This is a genomic window from Chromobacterium fluminis, from assembly GCF_011602385.1.
GTDB lineage: Bacteria > Pseudomonadota > Gammaproteobacteria > Burkholderiales > Chromobacteriaceae > Chromobacterium > Chromobacterium fluminis.
The window spans coordinates 61,455-78,506 of the sequence record NZ_JAAOMA010000010.1 but is presented as its reverse complement, the minus strand read 5'-3'; the positions used below and the strand labels follow the sequence as shown (position 1 = coordinate 78,506).

Here is a 17,052-nt window from a genome sequence, read left to right as displayed (position 1 = left end):
AACCTGACAGCAGATAACGGACTCCGATGACCGAGGCATTCAGCTCTCTCTTCCTGGCCGCGCTGGCGGCCACCCTCGCGCTAAAACTCTGGCTAGGCTGGCGTCATGCCCGCCACATCGCCCGCCACCGCGCGGAAGTGCCCGCGGCTTTCCGCGACGCCATCACCGTGCAACAACATCAGTTGGCCGCCGATTATTGCATCGCCAAAACTCGCTTCGGTCTGTTTTCCGCCTTATTGGACAGCCTGGTGATCCTGGCGCTGACCTTTGGCGGCGCGCTGCAATGGCTGGCCGGCATCGCCGCCGGCGCCAGCGCCTCGCCGCTGCTGTCCGGCCTGCTGCTGATCGTGGGCGTGGCGGCGCTAACCGGCTGCGTCAGCTTTCCGCTCAGCCTGTACTCCACTTTCGGCATCGAGGCCCGCTTCGGCTTCAACAAAACCACGCCCAGGCTGTTCATCATCGACCAGATCAAGGGTCTGCTGCTAGGCGCCGTCATCGGCTTGCCGCTGGTGGCGCTGGTTCTGTGGTTGATGGACATCTCCGGTCCGCTGTGGTGGCTGTGGGTGTGGCTGGTCTGGACCGGCTTCCAACTACTGATGGTGGCGCTCTACCCAACGCTGATCGCCCCGCTGTTCAATAAATTCGTCGCGCTGGAAGACTTGGATCTCAAGGCCCGCATCGAAGCGCTGCTGCAACGCGCCGGCTTCAAAAGCCAGGGCGTGTTCGTGATGGACGGCTCCCGCCGTTCCAGCCACGGCAACGCCTATTTCACCGGCTTTGGCGCTGGCAAACGCATCGTGTTTTTCGACACCCTGCTGGGACAGCTGGACCACGCCGAGATCGAGGCGGTGCTGGCGCATGAGCTAGGCCACTTCAAACGCCGCCACATCGCCAAACGCATCGCGCTGGCCTTCGCGCTGTCTTTGGGCTTCCTGTTCCTCTTGGGCCAGTTGCTGGATGCGCCGTGGTTCTACGCCGGCCTGGGCGTTGACACGCCCAGCACCGCGATGGCGCTAATCCTGTTCTTCACCGCGGTGCCGGCCTTCACCTTCCCGTTCACGCCACTGTCCAGCAGCCTGTCGCGCCGCCATGAATATGAGGCCGACGAGTTCGCCGCCAGCGAGACCGACGCCGGCAAACTGGTGTCGGCCCTAGTCAAGCTCTATCGCGACAACGCGTCCACGCTGACGCCGGATCCGCTTCACTCCGCTTTTTACGACTCGCACCCGCCCGCGGCGCTGCGCATCAACCATCTACAAGGAAACCGCTGACATGAACCTGCTCGAACTGTCTTGCGAAGCCCAACACGGCGCCAGCCCGCTGGCCGCCAGCACCGTCAATCAATTGATGGGCTCGCTGCCCGGCTGGAGCATCCGCGGCATCGAACTGACCAAGACCTTCCCCTTCGCCGACTTCCACGACACCATGGCCTTCGTCAACGCGCTGGCCTGGATCGCCCACCGCGAAGACCACCACCCGGACCTGTCCGTGCATTACAACCGCGCCGTCGTCAACTTCAGCACCCACGACGCCGGCGGCCTGACGCTGAACGACTTCATCTGCGCGGCCAAGACCGAAGCGCTGCTGGCTCGCCCATGACAGGTCAGACCGGACAAATCATCCGCAGTCACGGCCGCCGCTTCATCGTCGAATCCGACGGCCAGGTTTACGATTGCACCACCCGCGGCAAGCGCGTCGACTTCGCCTGCGGCGACTGGGTGGACATCCTGGTGCAAAACAAGGAACAGGCCGTCATCGAGCGCACGCAGGAGCGCCGCAGCCTGCTCTACCGCCAGGACGACTGGAAAACCAAGGTCATTGCCGCCAATGTGACCCGCATTCTGTTCGTAATCGCCGCCGTGCCCAGCCCCAACGAGGAATTGCTGGGCCGCTGCCTGATCGCGGCGGAAGCAGGCGACATCGACCCCGTCATCGTGGTCAACAAGGCGGACTTGCCGGAAACCGCGGGCTTGCTGCTCAAACTGGACTTGTACCGGCGCCTGGGCTACCAGGTGATCACCCTGTCCGCCAAGCAGGACGTCGCGCCATTGCTGCCGCTGCTGCAAGGCCAGACCAGCGTCTTCGTCGGCCAGTCCGGCATGGGCAAATCCACGCTGACCAATGCACTGCTGCCGGACGCCAACGCCCGCATCGGCGACATCTCCACCGCCTTGGACTCTGGCCGCCACACCACCACCCACGCCACGCTCTACCACCTGAACCCGGACAGCCACCTGATCGACTCCCCCGGCTTGCAAGAGTTTGGCCTCAAGCATTTGAAGGCTGCGGAACTGACCCGTTACTTCCCGGAAATGCGCCCGCTGATTGGCCAATGCCGCTTCCACAATTGTTCGCACCGCGTGGAACCGAACTGTGCCATCATGACCGCATGTGAATCCGGCGCCATCACTAAGTTTCGGCTAGGTTTGCTGCAACGTCTAACGGATGAACTTTCACCGTCCAGGCCGTAACGAAAGGAGTGCGTACTTTCCATTCACATACACGGGTAATTCACTTATCCTAAAAAACTGAAAGTCGTATCGCATAAGCATATCCAGACAGACAGCTAATAAGGAGCCAGCACTATGACTAAGCGAATCGCACTCGTAACCGGCGGCATGGGCGGTATTGGCACTGCCATCTGCAAAGCCCTGGTTGAAAGCGGTCACATCGTAGTCACCACCTACAGCAAGCCCGGCCGCGAGCAAGCCTGGCTCGCCGACATGAAGGGTCTGGGACTAAAGGATATCCACGCCTATCAGTGCGATGTCACCGACACCGCAGCCTGCAAGGAACTGGCCGAAAAGGTGACCAAAGACCTGGGGCCGATCGACGTGCTGGTCAACAACGCCGGCATCACCCGCGACTGCAGCTTCAAGAAGCAGACCAAGGAAGACTGGGACGCGGTGCTGCGCACCAATCTGGATTCGCTGTTCAATATGACCAAGCCGGTGGTGGACGGCATGGGCGACCGCGGCTTCGGCCGCATCATCAACATTTCGTCGATCAACGGCCAGAAGGGGCAGTTCGGCCAGACCAACTACTCCGCGGCCAAAGCCGGCATGCACGGCTTCACCATGGCCCTGGCGCAGGAAGTGGCGCGCAAGGGCGTGACCGTCAACACCATTTCTCCCGGCTACATCGCCACCGACATGGTGATGGCGGTGGCGGAAGACGTCCGCAACAAGATCATCGCCCAGATTCCGGTGGGCCGCCTGGGCAAGCCCGAGGAAATCGCCGCCTTGGTGACCTACCTCGCCTCTGAGCAGGCGGGCTTCATCACCGGCGCCAACGTGGCGATGAACGGCGGTCAGCACATGATGTAACCGGGCCTCTGCCCGCTACGCGACGCCACCCCGCAGGGCGGCGTTTTCTTTTTGTCCGTCCGCTGTGTATGCTATCGCCTTCCCAAGCCACACCCCGACCATACCCCATGGCAGAACATCTGATCATCCACGGCGCCGACAAACAAGAGCGCTACCAAACCCTATTGCCGCAGGCGCTGGCGCTGATTGAATCCGAGACGGACCAAATCGCCGCGCTGGCCAATCTCTGCGCCGCCTTGCACAGCAGCTTTGATTGGCTGTGGACCGGCTTTTATCTGGTCAAGGACAAGCAATTGGTGCTAGGCCCCTTTCAGGGACCAATCGCCTGCACCCGCATCCCCTTCGGCAAAGGCGTGTGCGGCAGCGCCTGGCAGGCCGGCAAAACACTGGTGGTGGAAGATGTCGACGCCTTCCCCGGCCATATCGCCTGCTCGTCCAGCGCGCGCTCGGAAATCGTAGTGCCGGTCCGCAACGCCGACGGCGAGGTGGTCGCGGTGCTGGACGTGGACTCCAGCGAACTAGCCAGCTTCGACGCGGTGGACGCCGAATACCTGGAACGCGTTGCGGAGGGGCTCGTCCATCTGTTTTAAGCGCCTGTTCAATACCTGCCGCGCTTCAGCGTTACGGCGCTGAAACTCTTCGCGACCATGAAAAAGCGCGCCTACCGGCGCGCTGTTTTCATGACCAGGCCGGCTCAGCCGGCTACAGCTGCAAACGCATTGAATCGCGCCCCTCTCGAGAGCGCGACCAAACTCGCCCCGCCAGCTCCAAAATCCAGAACACGGCCAGGCCGGACAGAATGGACAGATTCTTGCCCGCAACCATGACCAGCAAGCCCTGCCAGAAAGAACCGCCGTCCGCCCAGCACAAACCACACCACACGAACAAGGCCAGCAAGGAGATCAGCGCCGGGGCGCGGTAGTATTCGCCGAAAGTCATATTGCCTCCAATAAAGACAATCCTATCTCGACAAACTAACAAAGCTCGCGGCAAGCGACATCGTGGCAAGCACTTAGTAGAAACACGCGCCCGGAGCGCGCTTAGCCCAATAAGGGCAGTTGCAGTTGCCGCCCCAGCCACTCGCGCAAGCCGGCTTCGTCCAGCGTCAACAGCTCCTGACGCGAGACGGCCAGAAGCTCCACCAGTCGCGCCAGTTGCCGCTCGGCGCCCAGATTCATCTCTCCGGCCAGCCGGCTGTTCTCGCTGGCCATGTCCAGCAGGCGCGCCGAAGTCTGCTCCAATTGCACTGCCTGCCGCAACGCGTCCTGCTCCAAAGCCGCGTTGCGCCCTTCCAACCACTCCAGTCTCGCCTCCAGCCTGCCGTGGTCTCGTTCACGCTCAGCCAGGCGGTCGCGCCACTCTCCCTCCAGCCGCGTCCGCTCGCGTCGGCTTTGTTGCAAAGCCTCCTCCTGGCGCGCTTGCGCCTGCTGCATGGCCCGGCGTTCTTCTTCCATTTGCTCATAAAGCCGCAGCCGCAAGCCTTCCAGACGCTCATAAGCCAGGGACTCGCGCCTGGCGGCTTCTTCGCGCGCTTCCTGCACCTTCAGCTCCGCGCGCTCCTCCAGCTCCTGCTGGCGCTGCTCAGCCTGACGCCGGACCTCCGCCATTTCCTTCCGGAGCTGCTCCAGCCTCGCCTCCTGCTCCAGCCCCGCCCGCTCCAACATCTGACGCCGGGTTTCCTCCCCCTGCAAGCGCCCATCCAAATCCGCCAGCCGCGCGGCGCGCAACTCTAGCTCGCGCAAGGCGGACTGCAGTTCGGCCTGACGCGCAGCCAAGCTGTCCTTTAGGTCTCGAGTCTCCGCCGCGGCCTGCGCCACCGCGGTTTCCGCGTCCTGACGCAAAGACTCCAGCCGCCCGTCCGCTTCGTCGCAGGCCCGCTGCCATACTTGCTCGAAAGCTTCGGCCAGGCCGGCCGGCCAATCTGGCCGCCGCGACGAGATCGCCACCCGCGACAAAAATTCCTGTCGCCATTCCTTCAAGGTGTTATTGATCGTCGTGTTGGAGCCCGCGCCGATTCTGGCCCGAACCTCCAGCACCGTCGGCCATACGCCTTCGCCCACCAGTTCGAACGCCGCTTGCCGGATACGCGAATAAATGTCTGTCGCCATGCCTGAAAATGCTCATTTTGTCGTGACCGACATTTTATCAAAGTGACGCTTTAAAATATATTACGTATTACATTTAAAATTTAACAAACCTAGCTCAGGCGCCCTGCGCCGCAAGAACCGGCGAAAGAAAAGGGCGGCGCGTCACCTGCAACGCCCGCCCCTTCTGCCAACTCTCCCGCCTTAGAACCTGTTTACGATCTGCTGCGCATCGTGAAACGTGACACGGCGAGCACCGCTTCGAAATACTCATGCACCCTGTGCACACTCCGCTTTCTCAGCCGCAACGCCTTGTCTCGCTTTAGCTCGCGAGATCGTAAACAGGTTCTTAGCCGCGTGCGGCTTCGCCCACGAAGATTTCCACACGCCGGTTCTTCGCTCGTCCCGCGGCGCTGGCGTTGCTGGCCACCGGCTCATGCGACCCGCGGCCGGCGATGCTGATCCGCCCCTCGGCCACCCCGCGCGCGGTCAGATAGTCGCGCGTTGCGCGGGCGCGGTTCAACGACAGCGGATCGTTGACCGCGTTGGAGCCGGTATTGTCGGTATGGCCAACAATCTTCACCGTGGTCACCGGATTCTGATTCAAGGTGGCCGCGAAACGATCGAGAATCGGCCGCAAATTGGGCTTGATATCGTAACGGCCCAGGTCGAAAGACACATCGCTGGGAATGTCCAGCTTCAGCTGATTGTCTGCGGTCTGGCTAACGCTAACGCCGGAACCCTTGGTCGCCTGCTCCATCGCGGCCTTCTGATCCTGCATGTGCTTGGACCACAAATATCCGCCGCCGGCGCCCAGCGCCGCCCCCAAGGCGGCGCCGGTGGCCGCGCTGCGGCCCGGATTGCCGCCCGCAGTCAGGCCGCCCAGCACCGCGCCGGCCACAGCCCCAATCGCCGCGCCCGTACCGGTGTCTTTCTGTGTTTCGGACATGTTCGCGCAGCCGGACAGGCCGCCGCTCCCCAGCGCCAATGCAACAAACATCGCGATCAGTTTATTCATGCCTGGATCCTTTCCATTCAGTCCATTACCCGCCCCAGCTCCTGCGGGACCCGCTTTCAGCATATACCCGTTGCGTCGCGGCCACTGCGCCACCCGGCCAAAAGACAGGCGCAATTGGCCACGCCCGCGAGACAAAACGCTTGATTCGACAGCTAAAGCCTTCCCTTGCCGCGTCAATCCGCGTACCATCGCGCCTCGCTTTACGGGAGGGAATATGAACACGCAGACTACGGCCCGCGCCTGCGGCATTGACTTTGGCACATCCAACTCCACCGTGGGGTGGCTGCGCCCGAACCAAGCCACTCTACTGACGCTGGAGGACGGCAAGATTACCTTGCCCTCGGTGGTTTTCTTCAACTACGAGGAGGATCATTCCGTGTTCGGCCGGCTGGCGCTGCAGGAATACATGGAAGGCTACGAAGGCCGGCTGATGCGCTCGCTGAAAAGCCTGCTAGGCTCCAAGCTGATCGACAGCCAGACCGAAGTGCAAGGCAAGGCCCTACCCTTCCGCCACCTGCTCAGCCTGTTCATCCAGGAACTAAAGCTGCGCGCCGACCGCGCCGCCGACCGCCCGTTCGAACAAGTGGTGCTGGGCCGACCGGTGCACTTTGTCGACGACAACCCCAAGGCCGACGCCGAAGCGGAGTCCACGCTGGGCGAAATTGCGCGCCAGGTCGGTTTCAAAGACGTGTCCTTCCAGTTCGAACCCATCGCAGCCGCCTTCGACTACGAAGCCCGGCTGGACCGCGAAGAGCTGGTGCTGATCGTCGACATCGGCGGCGGCACCTCGGACTTCACCCTGATCCGGCTGGCGCCCGAGCGCCACCGCCTGGACGAGCGCCGCGACGACATCCTCGCCACCGGCGGCGTACATATCGGCGGCACGGACTTCGACAAACAATTAAGCCTGCACGGCGTGATGCCCCTGTTCGGCTTCAAAAGCCGGTTGCGCAACAACGCGGAGATGCCGTCCAGCCAATATTTCAACCTGGCCACCTGGCACACCATCAATTTCGCCTACACCCGCAAGGCCTGGATGGACCTGCAAGACGTGCATCGCGACGCGGCGCAACCTCAGGTTCTGGACCGACTGTTCCGCCTGATCCAGGACCGAGCCGGCCACCGGCTGGCGATGCAGGTGGAAACCGCCAAGATCGCGCTGTCGGACGAGGCCTTGCACCAGTTGGACCTCGGCCACATAGAAGCAGGTCTGCGCTGCGAGTTGAGTCGCGACCAGTTCAACCACAGTATCAACACAATGCTGGGCCAGATCGGCGCCACCGTGCGGCAATTAATGGCGGACGCCTGCACCCAGGCCGGCGACATCGACACGGTCTTCTTCACCGGCGGCTCCAGCGGCGTGCCGGCGCTGCGCGACAGCATCAAGCACCTGCTGCCCCAAGCCCGTCACATAGAAGGCGACCTGTTCGGCAGCATCGGCAGCGGCCTGGCGATCGAGGCGGCCAAACGCTACGGCTAAGAATCTGTTTACGATCTCGCGCGCAAGGGCAAAATCGTAAACAGACGCCAACACTCACCCCTCAATAGAAAAAGGCCGGGCAAATTGCCCGGCCTTTCGCCTGTCCGTTCCGTCTCAAGCCTCGGGCTTGCCGCCCGCCGCTTTCTTACCCCTGCGCCGCGACTCCGGCGGCAGCTCGAATTCGAACAGTTGCGCGGTGCGCCCGGTTTGCGATTGACAGGCTATCATCAGCGCGCGATTGATCGCCTCCTTCTTGCTGACGCCCCACCACTCTATCATCTTGTCCAGGGACTTCTGCGCGTCGCGGCTCAGTTCCACCGTCACCGACAACTCCTGCAGACGACTGCGGCGCAATTCGCGGCTGCGGCGCTTGCGCTCGGCCACCGTCATCGCGCGCTCGCCCAAGGGCTTGCGCCCCGGCTTTTTGCGGACGCCGCCAATCAGATCGAAGGTGTAGTGATCGCAAGGATCTTTCATGGCTTGAGTGACGGGTCACGGTCGTTGCTGAAGAGGGGCGCAAGGATAGCACAAAGCAAGCCCTGACGGGCGTTTCGCGCGCTCCAGCCGCAAAATATCCCAACGCGATGCGGCCGGCACAAAAAAACCCCGGCCTGGTGCCGGGGCAGACTCAATCAGCCGCCCTGAAGGCTGATCGAAAGCGACTCTACAGTTCCAGCATAGCCCTTGTTTCGGCTTTGCACAGCCCGCTTTCACGGAGCAGGAACCCGTTTCAGTCGCTGCCGAATTCCCGCTCCAGTTCCGCCAAGGCCTGACGCGTCACCCGCACCGGCATCAAGGCCCGACGCAAAGGCTGGGCCTGCCCCAACACCAGCTCCTCGAACTCCAGCTCGGTGGCGTCCTCGCCGGGCGCATCCTGCTTCACCCCCATGCGATTCAAGTACAAGGTCCGCCATTCCAGCCGGAAATAATCGGCAGGATGCTCCAACACGTGGCGCACGGTTTCCAACAGGCCCTCAAGACTCAGCGCGCCGCGCGCCTCGCGCAACTGCGGCTCGATCTCGTCCATGCGTCGTTGCACTCCTTCGCAGGTGTCGGGCAAAGGCGAGCCGTCCGAGGACCCATCCACCACGGTGCCGGCCTCGCAACGCAGCACGCTCATACGCAACTGCAGCCGCGACATCTCGTTGTCCAGCGTCTGGCGCAGCTGCTCCAGCAGGCTCAAGCGCCGCGCAATCACGGTGGTCAGCATCTCCTCGCTGCGCCGCGCGCTGCTTTCACGCAGCAGCTCGCGCGACGCGCAAGGCATCGCCAGCCGATGGCCGTCAAAGCTCACCACCTGCTGCGGCACCTCGCGCCGCACCTCCCCGCCTTCCATCGCCACGCCCAGGCGGCCGGTTTCGCTGCGCGCCATCGACAGCAAAGCCCAAGCCTCGTCGCCCTGGCTGGCGGACAAGAAAAAGTTGCGCAGGGGCTCGCTCTGCCTCAGACAGGACAGCAAGCTGGCCGGCCCGGAAAACAGCAAACCCAGCCGCGGGTCCCGCGCAAAGCCGCGCAAGGATAGTTCCAGCGGCTCCGGCATTCGGTTTGGCAACTCGGACAAATAAGCCTGGGTGACGCGCATGCCCGGCGCCAGCGCTTCCAGATAGCCGGGAGCCAGGCGCAAGCGCTTGTCCGTGCCGTTGACCAGGCACTCTATCGCCTGCGTCAACTCCCGCTGCTGCTGCCGGCTTTCGGCATCCAGCCCCCATCTTTGCAACAAGCGCCCTAACATGCGTTCCCCTCTAGGAACCTGTTCACGATCCGCTTCGCGAGGCGGCGAGCACGCCGTCTCGCCCTTGCTCGCGAGATCGTCAACACGTTCTAACAGCCGGCCATCCGTCCAGCCGGATTAAAATGATTCGTCGTCGCGCAGATAGCGCCATTGGCCAGTGGGCAGATTGCCCAGCTTGACCTTGCCGATGCGAATCCGCTTCAGACCCACCACGCGCAAGCCCACCAGCTCGCACATGCGGCGAATCTGGCGTTTCTTGCCTTCGCGCAGCACAAAGCGCAACTGGTCCTCGTTCTGCCAGGCCACCGTGGCAGGCAGCAATTTTTTACCATCCAGTTCCAAACCATGATTGAGCAGACGCAAACCTTCGTCGGAAAGTTCTCCCTCCACGCGCACCAAGTACTCCTTATCCACGCTGGAGTTCTCGCCGATGAGCTGCTTCGCCACTCGGCCGTCTTGGGTCAGGATCAGCAGCCCCACCGAGTCGATGTCCAGGCGGCCGGCCGGCGCCAGCCCTTTCAGATGCTGCGGGGAAAACCGGCGACGGCTCTTGTCCTCGGACCACTGGTTCTCCGGCTTGACCAGCACCACCGCCGGCTCGTAGCCGTCTTCAGCCTGGGCTGACACATAGCCCATGGGCTTGTTCAACAGGATGGTGACGCGCGAGGCCTGCGCGTCCTGGGCCTTCTTATCCACTTCGATCAGATTATGCGGCTGCACTTTCTGTCCGAGAACGGCCACCTCGCCGTCCACTTTCACCCACCCTTGTTCGATATAACTATCGGCCTCGCGGCGCGAGCACAAACCCAACTCGGCCATGCGTTTCGACAGGCGCACTGGTTCCATCATTTCGTTCCGTAATAAAAAAAGCGGCTTGCGCCCGCTGCGGCGCCCGCCCCGCCTCTTCAATCCAAGACAGGCAACCGGGCAACCCGCAACCACCGGCAAGTCCGCTGTTGCATTTGGCCGTATTGTAGGGGATAGCGCCTCGACTGACCATGCATGGATGCGGCCTTTGCCCGCGACGCACTCCAAAAACGCCGCGCGCCTGGCATCCCGCCAACGATACCGTTAGCATATGACGAAACTCCCGACCGCCACCGAGGCACGCATGAGCATTTTCAAGGACTACGAACAATACGACGGCATTGGCTTGACCCAACTCATCGCCGGCGGCCAGATCAGCGCCGGCGAAGCCGTAGCCGCCGCCCAGGACCGGCTGGAGCGATGGAATCCGGTGCTGAATGCGGTCTGCCTGCCGCTGCCTGAGCAAGCCCAAGCGCAGTTGAATCAAGCGCAAGGCGCCGGCCCGCTTGCCGGCTGCCCGATATTGGTCAAGGACCTGCTGGCCGACATCGCCGGCGTGCCCACCCGCAACGGCAGCCGCCTGTTCGACGGCTACATCGCTCCGCGCGACGCCGACATCATCCAGCGTTACCGCCAGGGCGGCCTGATCTTCATCGGCAAAACCGCCACCCCGGAACTGGGCCTAAGCCCCTACACCGAATCCGAAGTCTACGGCCTCAGTCGCAACCCCTGGGACCTGACCCGCACGCCGGGCGGCTCCAGCGGCGGCTCGGCGGCCGCGGTGGCAGCCGGCATCGTGCCCATCGCCCACGGCGGCGACGGCGGCGGCTCCATCCGCATCCCCGCCTCCAACTGCGGCGTGTTCGGCCTCAAGCCCACCCGCGGCCGCGGCCCGGCCGGCCCGGACTACAGCGAGGGCTGGCAAGGCCTGGTCTGCCAGCACGCGCTGACGCGCAGCGTGCGAGACAGCGCGGCGATGCTGGACCTGCTGGCCGGCGGCCCGCGTGGCGGCGAGGCTTATTACTGGCCTGCGCCGGAGCAAAGCTTCTTCGCCGCGCACCAACGCGAGCCCGGCAAGCTGCGCATCGCCTGGAGCAAGCGTCCCATTCTGGGCGGCTCGCTGCACCCGGACTGCTCCGCCGCGCTGGACGGCGCGCTGGCCTTGCTGGCCGATCTGGGTCACGAGGTGGAGGAAGCGTCGCCGCCGCTGGCATCGCCTGAGGAGTACAACCGCGCGATGCTGGCCATCATCTGCGGAGAGATGGCGGGACTGCTGCGCGACATTGAGCGCCAGACCGGCAAGCCGGCGCGCCACGAGCAACTGGAGGCGGCCAGCTGGGCGCTGGCGCGCTACGGAGAACGCCTCAGCGCCGGCGAGCTGGCCTGGGCGCGCGGTTTCGCCTGGGAGCAAGCCCGGATCATGGAAACCTTCCATCAACGCTACGACGTGCTGGCGACCCCTGCGCTGAATCAGCCGCCCGCCCTAGTCGGCGGCCTGGGGCCCAGCGCGGCCGAAACCGCGATCTCGCGCTGGATGCTGGGCAAGCTGGGCTGGGACTGGACCTTGCGCTTCGGCCAGTTGATCCCGGCCACCTCGCGCCGCCTGATGGAGTACCTGGGCTGGACCATACCCTTCAATATGAGCGGACAGCCAGCAATGAGCGTGCCGCTGCACTGGAGCCAGGCCGGGCTGCCGATAGGCGTGCAATTCGTCGCGCGCTGCGGCGACGACCTGACCCTGCTGCGGCTGGCCCGCCAGTTGGAACAGGCCAGACCGTGGGCGCAACGGCGCCCGCCGGCGCCGCCTAGCGCTTGAACCCAGCCAGGGCGGGCCCCAGCTCGCCGGCCAGCCGGCGGCCCAGCTCGGTCACCAGCGTCTGCAGGCCGGCCGCGGCCGCCGCGGCGTCCTGCGTCGCCAAAGGCTGGCTCTGCAGGAAATAACCGCTGGCCAGCGGCCGTTTGTCCCCCTGCGTCGGCAGCGCCTGCCAAGCCACTTCCAGCGAGGCGTCGCGCCCCGGACGCAGGCGCAGCTGACGCACGTCCAGCAATAAGCGGATGTCCCCGCCGCCCATGCCCGGTTGCGGATAGGCGTAGATACTGGACAGACCCAGAGAGCGGGACAGATCCGCCGCCACGGCTTGCGTCAGCATGCGGTCCAGCGGACCCGCCCAGCGTTGCAGATCCAGCAATTCGACATTGCCGGCGGCGTCTTCCACCACCAGTTGGGGCCGCTCCAGCCCGGCGGGCAGCGAGGCCGGACCCACCATCACGCTGACGCCCAGCACGGGGGTCGCGGCCGCCGTCGACAGCGCCGGCCGCAATTGATGGAAGGTGGTGGGCGGCGAGGCGCAGGCGCTCAACAGCGCCAGCATGATCAAGCTCAGCGCAATGGACTTCATTTTTTCTCTCCCTTGCCGCGTATCAACGCTTCCGGATGGCGGTCCAGGTAATCGGCCAGCGCGCGGAAGCTGCGCGCGGTTTCCGACACCTCTTGCGCGGCGGCGCGCACGTCCTGCTGCAGCGGCGAATCCGCCTGCATCGCCTGACGCGTGCTTTCCAACGTCTTTTGCAGATCCTCCAGCGTTTTCACCGCCTGCGGCAGCACCTTGCCGTCCATGTTCTCGGACAGCTTGCGCATGCCGTCCAGCGTCTGGTGCAGCGATTTCAACGACTGGTTCAACTCCTCGCCTATGCTGTCGAACGGCACCTTGTCCAGACGGCGCGCAATGCGCTGCAGCACCCGCTGAAGCTCTTCCAGATCGCCCGGCAGCGTCGGCAGCTCGGTCATGCCGTTGCGCACCAACACCTTGGCCGGCTTGGCCTCGGGGAAGAAGTCCAGCGCCACGTAAAGCTGGCCGGTGATCAGGCTGCCGGAACGTAGTTGGGCGCGCAGGCCGTTGCGCACCAGCGATTCCACGGAAATCTTGGCCGACAGGCTGTGGTCGCCGGACAGAGTGTTGAGCCGGCTGGGATAGGTGCGGATGTCCACCGTCATGTCGAAGTCCTTGCGCGCCGGCGCGTATTCGATGCCGATGGCGGTGACCTCGCCAAAGGTGATCCCGCGGAAATCCACCGGCGCGCCCACGGTCAAGCCCCGCACCGACTGGCGGAACTTCAAGCGGAAGGACTGGGTTTCCCGGTCGCGGTTTTGCAGCGCCTTCTCTCGGGTTTCGTTGAGCAGGAATAGGTATTTGGCGTCCGGCGCCTTGTCCGGCCCGTCGCTAAGCGGGGTTTCGAAGGCGATGCCGCCCAAGGCGATCGCCGCCAATGACTGGGTATTGACGCTCAGGCCGTTGGCGCCGATGGCCACGTCGATGCCGCTGGCGTGCCAGAAGCGGCTGTTGACGGTAACGAAGTGATCGTAGGGCGCGTTGACGAAGACCGACAACTTCACCGCGCTGCCGGCCGGGTCCAGTTCATAGCCCACCACCTGCCCCACCGGCACGCGGCGGAAATACACCGGCGAGCCGGCGTTGAGCGAACCCAGATTGTCCGAACGCAACACGAACATCTTGCCCGGCAGGTCCGCGTTGATGATGGGCGGCACTTCCAGGCCCTTGAACTCGGTGCGGCGCTCCTTGCTCTTGCCCACGTCCATGCCGATATAGGAGCCGCCCAGCACCGTGCCCAGGCCGGACACGCTGCCGCCGGAAATACGCGGCCGAACCACCCAAAAGCGGCTATCCGCCACCAGGTAATCGTCCACCTTCTTGCTCAGCTCCGCGGTCACCAGGATGGATTGACGATCCGGACTCACCGACACCGCCTTCACCTCGCCGATCTCCACGTCCTTGTACTTGATCCGGGTTTTGCCCGCCTCCAAGCCTTCCGCATTCTGGAAGGCGATGGTGATGGTGGGCCCGCGCGACAAGACCGCGTTCACCGCCAGCCAGCCGCCAATCACCGCCGCCACCACGGGTATCAGCCACACCAGCGACGGCGACCAGCGCCGCCGCTTCACCGGCACCGCCGCCGGCAAGTCCTCGCCGGCTGCGGCCGGGTTTTCGGGTTGATCACTGCTCATCGTCTTCCTTTACCTGATCCCAGATCAGTCTGGGATCGAAACTCATCGCCGCCACCATGGTCAGCACCACCACCGTGCCGAAGGCGACTGCCCCCGGTCCGGCCTTGATCGACGCCAGCGATTGCCATTGCACCAGCGCCACCATCAGAGCCACCACGTAAATATCCAACATCGACCACGGGCCTATCACCTCCACCACCCGATACAGCCGCGTGCGCTGCCGCGGCGCCCAGCCGGAACCCAGCTGCACCGTCACCAGCAATAAGAGCAAGGCCAGAATCTTCAACAAAGGCACCAGCACGCTGGCGGTGAACACCACCAGCGCCAGCGGCCAGGAGCCGGATTTCCATAAATACACCACCCCGCTCATGATGGTGTCGTTCTGCATGCCCATAATGGTGGAGGTTTCCATGATAGGCAGCAGATTGGCGGGCAGATAGGCCACCATCGCCGCCAATAGCAGAGCCCAGCTGCGCTGCAGGCTGTGCGGCTTGCGCGAGTGCAAGGCGGCGTGGCAGCGCGGGCAGGATTGAGCGCCTTCGCCGGCGCGGCACAACAGCCCACAGCCGTGGCACAGCCACAGACCGGACTGCGCGGCGGTTTTCACACGGTAGCCCGGCATTGTTGATAACGCTCCCACAAATCTTCCGGATTGAAACGACTGGCGGTGGCCGCCATCAGCACGATCAAGGCGAACAAGGCCATCAGGCCCACGCCCACGTGCACGGTGGCCAGGCTGACCAGTTTGACCAAGGACACCAGGATGCCCAACAGAAACACCTCCACCATGCACCACGGACGGGTCAATATCTTCAGCCGCATCAGCCAGGGAAAGCCGCGCGGCACATGGCCGAAGGCCAGCGGCAGCCGCACATACAGCATGCTGCCCAGCTCCAGCGACGGCATCACGATGCCGGTGAACATCACCAGCATCGCCACCGACAGCATGCCCTGGCGCTCCAGCGCCACCACCGTCTGCCACAAGGTGGCCGCGCTGCGCGCGCCGGCGGCCTCCAGCGTCACCACCGGATAGACGTTGGCCAGTAGAAAAGTGATCACCCCGGTCAGCAGCAAGGCCAGTTCGACGTCCTGCCCCTGCGCGCCGTAGCGGCGCACCAGCGCGCCGCAGCGCGGGCAGCAGGCCCGCCCCTCGCCCATCAAGGGCACCCGCATCAGCAAGTCGCAATCGTGGCAGGCCGTCAGTTTGGAATCAGGATCCGGCCGCGACATCAGTAGCCGCCCCTCGCCTTGCGCTCGGCGGTAAAGCTCCACCATAGCCGCGCCTCGCCGGTGTCCATGTAGTGCACCACCGACATCAAGGTATCCAGCACGCACGGGTCCTGCCGGGTTCCGGTCAGTTCGCACAAACGGTGGTAAAGCCGCAAAGGCTCGGCGCCGCGCAACTGCGACGGCTGCTCAATGCCGAGCAAGCGCAGGTCGTCGGCCAGGCTGGAGCCGATATTGGGCAGCTCGCGCAAATGCCGCGCCCGCGCGGCGGGCGGACAACGTGATGGATGCATAAACTCTCGGCGAGGGTCAGGACATCCCGCATCATAAAGGACGCCGCGCCAGAGTTCAAAAGCCGGCTTGGCCTCGAAGCCCGCTCAAAGCCTCGCGAACAAGAGCAAGACGGCCGAGAAAGCGGCGTTTAACGCCCTTCTCTAGCCGTACCGCCGAAGCACCGCCAGCCTTGCACAGCGGATCAACCGTGGAAGATGTCCCAGCCCAGCTTGAGGATCAGCGTACTGGTCAGCAACAGGAACAACACCCGCACAAAGCCGGTGCCTTTCTTCATCGCCACCCAGCTGCCCACCATCGCGCCGGCCATATTGCAGGCCGCCATCGGCAGCGCGTACTGGAACAGCACATGGCCGGCGGGAATGAAGAACAGCAAGGCCGCGCAGTTGGTGGTCAGGTTCACCACCTTGGCCGATGCCGAAGCGTGCAGAAAGTCGAAGGCGAAAAAGCGGATAAACAGGAACATCAGGAAGCTGCCGGTGCCGGGGCCGAACAGGCCGTCGTAAAAACCGATAGCGCCGCCGATGGCCATGCCTATCGCCATCTCGCGCCGGCCTATCGCCACCGGCTTGTGCAGGGAGCCGAAATCCTTCTTCCACAAGGTGTACACCGCCATCACCACCAAGAGCGCCAGCACCATGGGCCGCAACACCGCTTTGTCGATCAAGCTGACCGTGGCCGCGCCGGCGATGGACATGAAGAAAGCCGCCACCGCCGCCGGCAGCACCAAGCGCCATGGCACCCGGACCCGCTTCAGATAAGAGCGCGCGGCGGACAGCGTGCCCATGGCCGCGGCCAGCTTATTGGTGCCGAACACCGTGGCCGGCGCCAGATTGGGCAAGGCGCTGAACAAGGCCGGAATCTGAATCAGCCCGCCGCCGCCCACCGCCGCGTCCACCAAGCCGGCGGCGAAGGAAATCACGCACAGAAAACTCAAGGTCAACAGCATTCATTTCTCCCGGCTTCGCGCCGCTTACAGTTAGGACAAGATTCTATGCCTTGCCAGCCGCCCATGCTTGCAATACCGTATTGCGAAAATCGCAATCAAGATGACCGAGGCCGA

At 63.9% G+C, this 17,052-nt stretch carries 19 protein-coding genes; 7 read left to right on the top strand and 12 right to left on the bottom strand.

The window, feature by feature from the left end; genetic code table 11:
- The first annotated feature begins 26 nt into the window (after positions 1-26).
- The 5 genes from HA052_RS09255 (at position 27) to msrC (ending at position 3,916) form a co-directional block, all read left to right on the top strand.
- Positions 27-1,271 (top strand): M48 family metallopeptidase, encoded by a 1,245-nt coding sequence (locus HA052_RS09255; RefSeq protein ID WP_166451706.1) that lies wholly within the window; start codon positions 27-29, stop codon positions 1,269-1,271.
- Position 1,272: 1 nt separating this feature from the next.
- Positions 1,273-1,599, top strand: coding sequence for a 4a-hydroxytetrahydrobiopterin dehydratase (locus tag HA052_RS09250; RefSeq protein ID WP_166451705.1), 327 nt, complete (start codon positions 1,273-1,275; stop codon positions 1,597-1,599).
- The gene (rsgA, locus tag HA052_RS09245) at positions 1,596-2,471 is read left to right on the top strand and encodes a ribosome small subunit-dependent GTPase A (RefSeq protein WP_166451704.1); all 876 of its coding nucleotides are present in this window, start codon (positions 1,596-1,598) and stop codon (positions 2,469-2,471) included. Before HA052_RS09250 ends, rsgA begins: the two co-directional genes overlap by 4 nt.
- A 114-nt stretch (positions 2,472-2,585) precedes the next feature.
- Positions 2,586-3,326 carry an acetoacetyl-CoA reductase gene (gene phbB / locus HA052_RS09240; RefSeq protein ID WP_166451703.1) on the top strand — a complete coding sequence of 247 codons (741 nt, stop codon included), beginning with the start codon at positions 2,586-2,588 and terminating at the stop codon, positions 3,324-3,326.
- Positions 3,327-3,433: 107 nt separating this feature from the next.
- Positions 3,434-3,916: a free L-methionine (R)-S-oxide reductase MsrC gene (gene msrC, locus HA052_RS09235; RefSeq protein ID WP_081550572.1), complete on the top strand. Its 483-nt coding sequence runs from the start codon at positions 3,434-3,436 to the stop codon at positions 3,914-3,916.
- Positions 3,917-4,028: 112 nt separating this feature from the next.
- Here msrC and HA052_RS09230 read toward each other — a convergent pair whose 3' ends face one another.
- The 3 genes from HA052_RS09230 to HA052_RS27935 form a co-directional block, all read right to left on the bottom strand.
- Positions 4,029-4,265 carry a hypothetical protein gene (locus HA052_RS09230; RefSeq protein WP_081550574.1) on the bottom strand — a complete coding sequence of 79 codons (237 nt, stop codon included), beginning with the start codon at positions 4,263-4,265 and terminating at the stop codon, positions 4,029-4,031.
- A gap of 101 nt (positions 4,266-4,366) precedes the next feature.
- Positions 4,367-5,434 (bottom strand): DNA-binding protein, encoded by a 1,068-nt coding sequence (locus HA052_RS09225; protein WP_081550576.1) that lies wholly within the window; start codon positions 5,432-5,434, stop codon positions 4,367-4,369.
- A gap of 325 nt (positions 5,435-5,759) precedes the next feature.
- Positions 5,760-6,428, bottom strand: coding sequence for a YiaD family glycine zipper/OmpA-like lipoprotein (locus tag HA052_RS27935; RefSeq protein WP_166451702.1), 669 nt, complete (start codon positions 6,426-6,428; stop codon positions 5,760-5,762).
- A gap of 214 nt (positions 6,429-6,642) precedes the next feature.
- Here HA052_RS27935 and HA052_RS09215 point away from each other — a divergent pair, with 214 nt between their 5' ends.
- On the top strand, positions 6,643-7,908 hold the full coding sequence (locus HA052_RS09215) for an Hsp70 family protein (protein ID WP_081550580.1): 1,266 nt from the start codon (positions 6,643-6,645) through the stop codon (positions 7,906-7,908).
- A 114-nt stretch (positions 7,909-8,022) separates the two neighbouring features.
- On the opposite strand, the gene HA052_RS09210 is transcribed toward HA052_RS09215, so the two are convergent.
- The 3 genes from HA052_RS09210 to HA052_RS09200 form a co-directional block, all read right to left on the bottom strand.
- Positions 8,023-8,385, bottom strand: coding sequence for a hypothetical protein (locus tag HA052_RS09210; RefSeq protein WP_081550582.1), 363 nt, complete (start codon positions 8,383-8,385; stop codon positions 8,023-8,025).
- A 253-nt stretch (positions 8,386-8,638) separates the two neighbouring features.
- Entirely contained in the window at positions 8,639-9,640 is a 1,002-nt protein-coding gene (locus HA052_RS09205) for a hypothetical protein (RefSeq protein ID WP_166451701.1), read from the bottom strand.
- A 117-nt stretch (positions 9,641-9,757) separates the two neighbouring features.
- On the bottom strand, positions 9,758-10,486 hold the full coding sequence (locus HA052_RS09200) for a pseudouridine synthase (protein ID WP_081550586.1): 729 nt from the start codon (positions 10,484-10,486) through the stop codon (positions 9,758-9,760).
- Positions 10,487-10,751: 265 nt separating this feature from the next.
- On the opposite strand from HA052_RS09200, the gene HA052_RS09195 reads away from it, so the two are divergent.
- Positions 10,752-12,263: an amidase gene (locus HA052_RS09195; protein ID WP_166451700.1), complete on the top strand. Its 1,512-nt coding sequence runs from the start codon at positions 10,752-10,754 to the stop codon at positions 12,261-12,263.
- On the opposite strand, the gene HA052_RS09190 is transcribed toward HA052_RS09195, so the two are convergent.
- The 6 genes from HA052_RS09190 to HA052_RS09165 form a co-directional block, all read right to left on the bottom strand.
- The gene (locus tag HA052_RS09190; protein ID WP_166451699.1) at positions 12,253-12,846 is read right to left on the bottom strand and encodes a PqiC family protein; all 594 of its coding nucleotides are present in this window, start codon (positions 12,844-12,846) and stop codon (positions 12,253-12,255) included. The genes HA052_RS09195 and HA052_RS09190 overlap by 11 nt on opposite strands.
- The gene (locus HA052_RS09185) at positions 12,843-14,471 is read right to left on the bottom strand and encodes a PqiB family protein (RefSeq protein ID WP_081550592.1); all 1,629 of its coding nucleotides are present in this window, start codon (positions 14,469-14,471) and stop codon (positions 12,843-12,845) included. Before HA052_RS09185 ends, HA052_RS09190 begins: the two co-directional genes overlap by 4 nt.
- Positions 14,461-15,093: a paraquat-inducible protein A gene (locus tag HA052_RS09180; protein WP_081550594.1), complete on the bottom strand. Its 633-nt coding sequence runs from the start codon at positions 15,091-15,093 to the stop codon at positions 14,461-14,463. The genes HA052_RS09185 and HA052_RS09180 overlap by 11 nt, the downstream gene beginning before the upstream one ends.
- On the bottom strand, positions 15,075-15,746 hold the full coding sequence (locus HA052_RS09175; RefSeq protein ID WP_166451698.1) for a paraquat-inducible protein A: 672 nt from the start codon (positions 15,744-15,746) through the stop codon (positions 15,075-15,077). Before HA052_RS09175 ends, HA052_RS09180 begins: the two co-directional genes overlap by 19 nt.
- Positions 15,701-15,991: a helix-hairpin-helix domain-containing protein gene (locus HA052_RS09170; protein WP_081550598.1), complete on the bottom strand. Its 291-nt coding sequence runs from the start codon at positions 15,989-15,991 to the stop codon at positions 15,701-15,703. Before HA052_RS09170 ends, HA052_RS09175 begins: the two co-directional genes overlap by 46 nt.
- A gap of 182 nt (positions 15,992-16,173) precedes the next feature.
- Positions 16,174-16,938 carry a sulfite exporter TauE/SafE family protein gene (locus tag HA052_RS09165; protein WP_206118846.1) on the bottom strand — a complete coding sequence of 255 codons (765 nt, stop codon included), beginning with the start codon at positions 16,936-16,938 and terminating at the stop codon, positions 16,174-16,176.
- Between the last annotated feature and the right edge of the window lie 114 nt (positions 16,939-17,052).

Coding starts and splice junctions, on each gene's coding strand:
- HA052_RS09255 (WP_166451706.1), top strand. CDS start 27: ATGACCGAGGCATTCAGCTCTCTCTTCCTGGCCGCGCTGGCGGCCACC.
- HA052_RS09250 (WP_166451705.1), top strand. CDS start 1,273: ATGAACCTGCTCGAACTGTCTTGCGAAGCCCAACACGGCGCCAGCCCG.
- rsgA (WP_166451704.1), top strand. CDS start 1,596: ATGACAGGTCAGACCGGACAAATCATCCGCAGTCACGGCCGCCGCTTC.
- phbB (WP_166451703.1), top strand. CDS start 2,586: ATGACTAAGCGAATCGCACTCGTAACCGGCGGCATGGGCGGTATTGGC.
- msrC (WP_081550572.1), top strand. CDS start 3,434: ATGGCAGAACATCTGATCATCCACGGCGCCGACAAACAAGAGCGCTAC.
- HA052_RS09230 (WP_081550574.1), bottom strand. CDS start 4,265: ATGACTTTCGGCGAATACTACCGCGCCCCGGCGCTGATCTCCTTGCTG.
- HA052_RS09225 (WP_081550576.1), bottom strand. CDS start 5,434: ATGGCGACAGACATTTATTCGCGTATCCGGCAAGCGGCGTTCGAACTG.
- HA052_RS27935 (WP_166451702.1), bottom strand. CDS start 6,428: ATGAATAAACTGATCGCGATGTTTGTTGCATTGGCGCTGGGGAGCGGC.
- HA052_RS09215 (WP_081550580.1), top strand. CDS start 6,643: ATGAACACGCAGACTACGGCCCGCGCCTGCGGCATTGACTTTGGCACA.
- HA052_RS09210 (WP_081550582.1), bottom strand. CDS start 8,385: ATGAAAGATCCTTGCGATCACTACACCTTCGATCTGATTGGCGGCGTC.
- HA052_RS09205 (WP_166451701.1), bottom strand. CDS start 9,640: ATGTTAGGGCGCTTGTTGCAAAGATGGGGGCTGGATGCCGAAAGCCGG.
- HA052_RS09200 (WP_081550586.1), bottom strand. CDS start 10,486: ATGGAACCAGTGCGCCTGTCGAAACGCATGGCCGAGTTGGGTTTGTGC.
- HA052_RS09195 (WP_166451700.1), top strand. CDS start 10,752: ATGAGCATTTTCAAGGACTACGAACAATACGACGGCATTGGCTTGACC.
- HA052_RS09190 (WP_166451699.1), bottom strand. CDS start 12,846: ATGAAGTCCATTGCGCTGAGCTTGATCATGCTGGCGCTGTTGAGCGCC.
- HA052_RS09185 (WP_081550592.1), bottom strand. CDS start 14,471: ATGAGCAGTGATCAACCCGAAAACCCGGCCGCAGCCGGCGAGGACTTG.
- HA052_RS09180 (WP_081550594.1), bottom strand. CDS start 15,093: ATGCCGGGCTACCGTGTGAAAACCGCCGCGCAGTCCGGTCTGTGGCTG.
- HA052_RS09175 (WP_166451698.1), bottom strand. CDS start 15,746: ATGGTGGAGCTTTACCGCCGAGCGCAAGGCGAGGGGCGGCTACTGATG.
- HA052_RS09170 (WP_081550598.1), bottom strand. CDS start 15,991: ATGCATCCATCACGTTGTCCGCCCGCCGCGCGGGCGCGGCATTTGCGC.
- HA052_RS09165 (WP_206118846.1), bottom strand. CDS start 16,938: ATGCTGTTGACCTTGAGTTTTCTGTGCGTGATTTCCTTCGCCGCCGGC.